This is a genomic window from Trueperaceae bacterium (assembly GCA_036381035.1).
Taxonomy (GTDB): domain Bacteria; phylum Deinococcota; class Deinococci; order Deinococcales; family Trueperaceae; genus DASRWD01.
The window spans coordinates 1-3,832 of record DASVDQ010000040.1 but is presented as its reverse complement, the minus strand read 5'-3'; the positions used below and the strand labels follow the sequence as shown (position 1 = coordinate 3,832).

General features: G+C 67.8%; 4 protein-coding genes. All 4 read right to left on the bottom strand.

The annotated features are described in order from the left end of the window. Positions 1-2: 2 nt before the first annotated feature. The 4 genes from VF202_05835 to VF202_05820 are packed head-to-tail and all read right to left on the bottom strand — an operon-like array spanning position 3 to position 3,715. Complete coding sequence (locus tag VF202_05835) at positions 3-1,760, bottom strand: pilus assembly PilX N-terminal domain-containing protein (protein ID HEX7039612.1); 1,758 nt, start codon at positions 1,758-1,760, stop codon at positions 3-5. Between the two features lie 4 nt (positions 1,761-1,764). After that, positions 1,765-2,610 (bottom strand): prepilin-type N-terminal cleavage/methylation domain-containing protein, encoded by an 846-nt coding sequence (locus VF202_05830; GenBank protein ID HEX7039611.1) that lies wholly within the window; start codon positions 2,608-2,610, stop codon positions 1,765-1,767. Continuing rightward, positions 2,607-3,242, bottom strand: coding sequence for a type II secretion system protein (locus VF202_05825; GenBank protein ID HEX7039610.1), 636 nt, complete (start codon positions 3,240-3,242; stop codon positions 2,607-2,609). Before VF202_05825 ends, VF202_05830 begins: the two co-directional genes overlap by 4 nt. Next, the gene (locus tag VF202_05820; protein HEX7039609.1) at positions 3,239-3,715 is read right to left on the bottom strand and encodes a GspH/FimT family pseudopilin; all 477 of its coding nucleotides are present in this window, start codon (positions 3,713-3,715) and stop codon (positions 3,239-3,241) included. Before VF202_05820 ends, VF202_05825 begins: the two co-directional genes overlap by 4 nt. Positions 3,716-3,832: the final 117 nt, after the last annotated feature.

Genomic DNA, 3,832 nt, shown 5'->3' with positions numbered 1-3,832 from the left:
TCTCAGCGCACCTCGGTAGACAGCACCTGGAAGACGGGGAAGCCGGCGAAGTCCACGTAGCGCATGATGTCTGGCTTGTTGTTGCCCGTGTTCACGTACACGACCTCGGAGTTCTGGCCGGCGTTGCACTTGTCTGACGAGTTCTTGCTGTCGTTCTTGCCTGCCTTGGTCGTGCAGAAGTAGTCGGTGACCACCGACCCGATCAGGATGTTGTTCGAGCCGGTCCTGTAGGTGCCTCCCGAGTAGATGGGAGCCATCACCTGCGACGCGCCCTGGTAGACGTCGTTCTCGACCACGAGAGCCAGCACGTGCTCGGGGAAGCCGGGAGCGCCGGTGACGCCGGTGAGGAACCTGCCGTAGATGTCGAGGTCGCCGCCCTGGCCGCCCTCCTTCTCCACGGTGATCGCGGAGTTCCTGACGGTGGTGCCGCCGGTGGTCGTCTGCGCGTAGTACTCGAGGTCCTTGTTGATGACGACGTTGAAGCCGCGGAAGTCGATGGGCCCGTAGATCTCCAGCTTGGCTATGCTGCCCGGCGTGTACTTGAAGCCGAACGTCCGTCCGCCGCCGCTGGCCAGGCAGTTGATCGGGTCGTTCCCGAAGGTCAGCACGCCCGTCGCGAGGCCGTCGGCGATGAACGCGTTGCAGCTCGGCGAGTCGCTGAAGGTCGCGCCCGGTGGCACGATCACGCCGGAGGACCTGCTGATCACCAGCCCGTGGTCCGCAGAGTCGGCGTGGACGCAGGCGCGCCACGTGGAGAGGTCGCAGTCCGAGGCCTCGTTGGGGGGCGAGTCGAGGGTGGGGAAACGCGGCGCGAACTCGCGGGTGATGTCGAACGCGGAAGGTCCGTCGTCGGCGCAGACGCCCTTCGTCTCCGTGCACGTGAGCAGGGTGGTGTTGATGATCAGGTCGCTGTCGATGTCGTCGCCGATGTAGACGCCGAGCAGCGTGTTGTCCGGCGTGCCGAGCTGCACGGAGCCGTTGAGCTCCACGCGGCCGTCCATCACGCGCAGGTTGGCGCACAGCTCGTCGGCCGTCCGGTTCGCCTCCGTCACGCGGAGGTACATGTCGCCGTAGCGGCCCGTGTCGGTGAGGTCGTACTCGTTCAGCAGGGCGAAGTTGCCGTTCGAGTGGAAGACCGTGTCGTCCGGCTGCGTCTCGTCGCCCACCACGTAGATCCCACCGCGGATCGTGGTGCCGCCGTTGATGAACTTGTTCGCCTGGCCGCTGCCCGAGAAGATCGCCTGCTCGAGGACCCCAGTGTTGTCGAGCAGCACGGTGGAGCGCACCGTGGCGCGCGCGCCGTTCGAGTTCCCGCGCGCCTCGATCGTGTAGACCTTGTTGTTGCTCGGGTCGCGCATGATCGAGACCGTGTACTCGCCGATGCGCGTGGTGCCGTCCGCGTCGTAAACGGGCTCGGGCGGGAACGTGATGCGGTTGGAGCTCCAGGCGGTCTCGACGGTGCCGTTGCGGTCCCAGTCGAGGCCCGCGCCCATGCGGCTGTAGCAGGCCGTGCGCGGCGGGTTGGCGCGCGAGGTGAAGTAGTCCTCCACGTAGCGGAAGTACTGGAACAGCGCCGCCTTGTACTTCTCCACACCCGCGGTCGCCACGTAGCGCGCCTGCAGGGACGTGGCGTCGTTGCGCGTGATGGAGAGCTCCATCTGGGTGACCAGGTAGCTGCCCGCCACGAGGATCCCCACGACCACCATGACGCTCAGGGCGGTGACGAGCGCGATCCCCGATGTCCTGACGTTGTTGTTCATCGCCTCACCGGTCCTTCAGGTTCGTGAGCAGAACCTCTTGCGTTAGCTCCATGCAGTAGCGGTCCGCGCCGCAGTCAACCGTCGCTCCGGAGCTGAGCGTGAACGTCTGCGGCTCCTGCCCCGGTACCTCGGCGTCCGACTGCGCGACCACCGACACCAGTGCCGAGCGCACGTACGAGACGCCGGGCGGGCAGTTCGTCGTGTCGGGGACGGTCGAGATGACGACCCCGTTCGAGCAGACGTAGGTGACGTCGAGCGCGAGGACGTTCGTGGCCAGCGTGTCGAAGCCCGCGCTGCTCGTCGTGTCGACGTGCGCGCCGGTGCAGACCCTGTCGGCGCGCAGCAGGTCGTCCCCGGAGAAGCGGTAGCCCACCTCGCGGCACGCCTGGTTGGTGGGCCTGAGGGTCGTGACGTACGCGGTCGCGATGTGGTCCTTCACGGACGAGCCGCCGGCGCCGTCGTAGCCGCCCAGGCAGGAGTTCCTCGACCCGACGGTGGGGCAGATCCCCAGGTCGGGCGAGATCGTCTGCAGGGCGCCGCTGGCGTCGGCGTAGACGCTGGCGCCGGCGAGCTGCAGGTCGGAGGTGACGAGCTGCATCACCATCCTGGTCTTGTCCTGGACCTCGGCCTTGGCCTGGGTGCGCTTGTTGAGGGTGCTCTGCTGGGCCAGGAAGAAGCCCGTCGCCGCCAGCACGACCGTCAGCACGAAGCCGGCGATCAGGAGCTCCACGACCGTGAAGCCCTGCTCCCTGGCGCGCGGCGAGGCCTCGCGCCTCGTGGCCGCGTCGGATCCCGTGGCGGCGTCGCCTCTCTTGGGAACGTCGGCCCTCATCGCCTCTACGCCCCTCATGGCAGCTGCGTCTCCGGGCACGGCCGCGGCGTCTCCTTCTTCGGGGCGGGGTAGACGTCGTAGCAGGTGATCGTGCTGCCGATCGTCAGCGTCTGTCCCAGGTCGTGGGTCGCCGTGACCGTGAGGTCGAGCACGCCCTCGGTGTCCAGGGCGCCGCTCACGGTCGCTGGCGGCGCTATCGACCAGTCGACGTCGACGCCGTCGATGGTCGCGGACCCCGCGCACGGGCCGATCTGCGTGGCCGACGGCGTGGGCAGGCCGCCCCCGCTCGGCGTCGACTGCGTGCGGAAGTAGGTGCGCAGGCCCTCGCGGTAGGAGCTGGGCGCGCACCAGCGGTAGTAGTCGATGAACTTGAAGCTGAGGTTCTGCGTGACGCCGTTGACCACGTCCGTCTGGTCGCAGAAGTTCGAGGTCGTGCAGTCGCTGAGCGGCACGGCCGCGAGCACCTCGGCGCTGATGGTCTCGAGCGCCAGGTTCGCCGCCGCCTTGACCTCTGTGAGCACCTGCGCGCGCGAGGTGGAGCGGAGGCTCTGGAGCTGGCTGAACGCGAAGGCCATGAAGGCGATGCTGATGACCGCCAGCGCGATCAGCAGCTCGAGCAGCGTGATGCCGGCCTGACGTCTGTCGTTCATCGGACCTCGGTCCTTCCCGTGCTGCTGAGCACGACCGTCTTCGCGTAGGTGCCGCCCCGCTCGGTGACGGTCATGGTCTTGCCGGCCACGGCGTCGAGCGGCACGCCGCGGCTGTCGAACCGCACGCGGTTGCCCGTGAGGTTCGTGGCGGAGAGCGTGGCCCTGGCGAAGTCGCCGGTCCCGAACTCGACCTGCTTCTTGTACTCGCTCGACGTGCAGCTGCCGTCCTCGTTCTCGTCGACGCAGATGCCGTAGCCGCCGTCCCCGCTCGTGCTGACCACGAAGTAGGCGGTCCTGTTGCTCTTGACCGCCTCGAAGCGCGCCTCGGTGACCGCGCCGGCGAGCACCCTCGCGGCCTGGTTCACCGCGTTGTGGCCGGGCCTGAAGACGACGACGCCGACGCCGAGGAGCACCCCGGCGATGGCGACGGCCACCAGGAGCTCGACCATGGAGAAGCCAGCCGTTCGCTTCATGCTGAGGAGGGTAAGCGCCGTCGGGTACGCGCCTGTACCACCATCTGTGGGGGTAGCCCGGCTGTGAGGTGCTTCACACGGCGTGTAAGAGTTCTGTAAGACGGCGTTTATACGCCT

Bases quoted from the DNA above. Each gene is read 5' to 3' on its own strand.
- VF202_05835 (HEX7039612.1), bottom strand. From the start codon at position 1,760: ATGAACAACAACGTCAGGACATCGGGGATCGCGCTCGTCACCGCCCTG.
- VF202_05830 (HEX7039611.1), bottom strand. From the start codon at position 2,610: ATGAGGGGCGTAGAGGCGATGAGGGCCGACGTTCCCAAGAGAGGCGAC.
- VF202_05825 (HEX7039610.1), bottom strand. From the start codon at position 3,242: ATGAACGACAGACGTCAGGCCGGCATCACGCTGCTCGAGCTGCTGATC.
- VF202_05820 (HEX7039609.1), bottom strand. From the start codon at position 3,715: ATGAAGCGAACGGCTGGCTTCTCCATGGTCGAGCTCCTGGTGGCCGTC.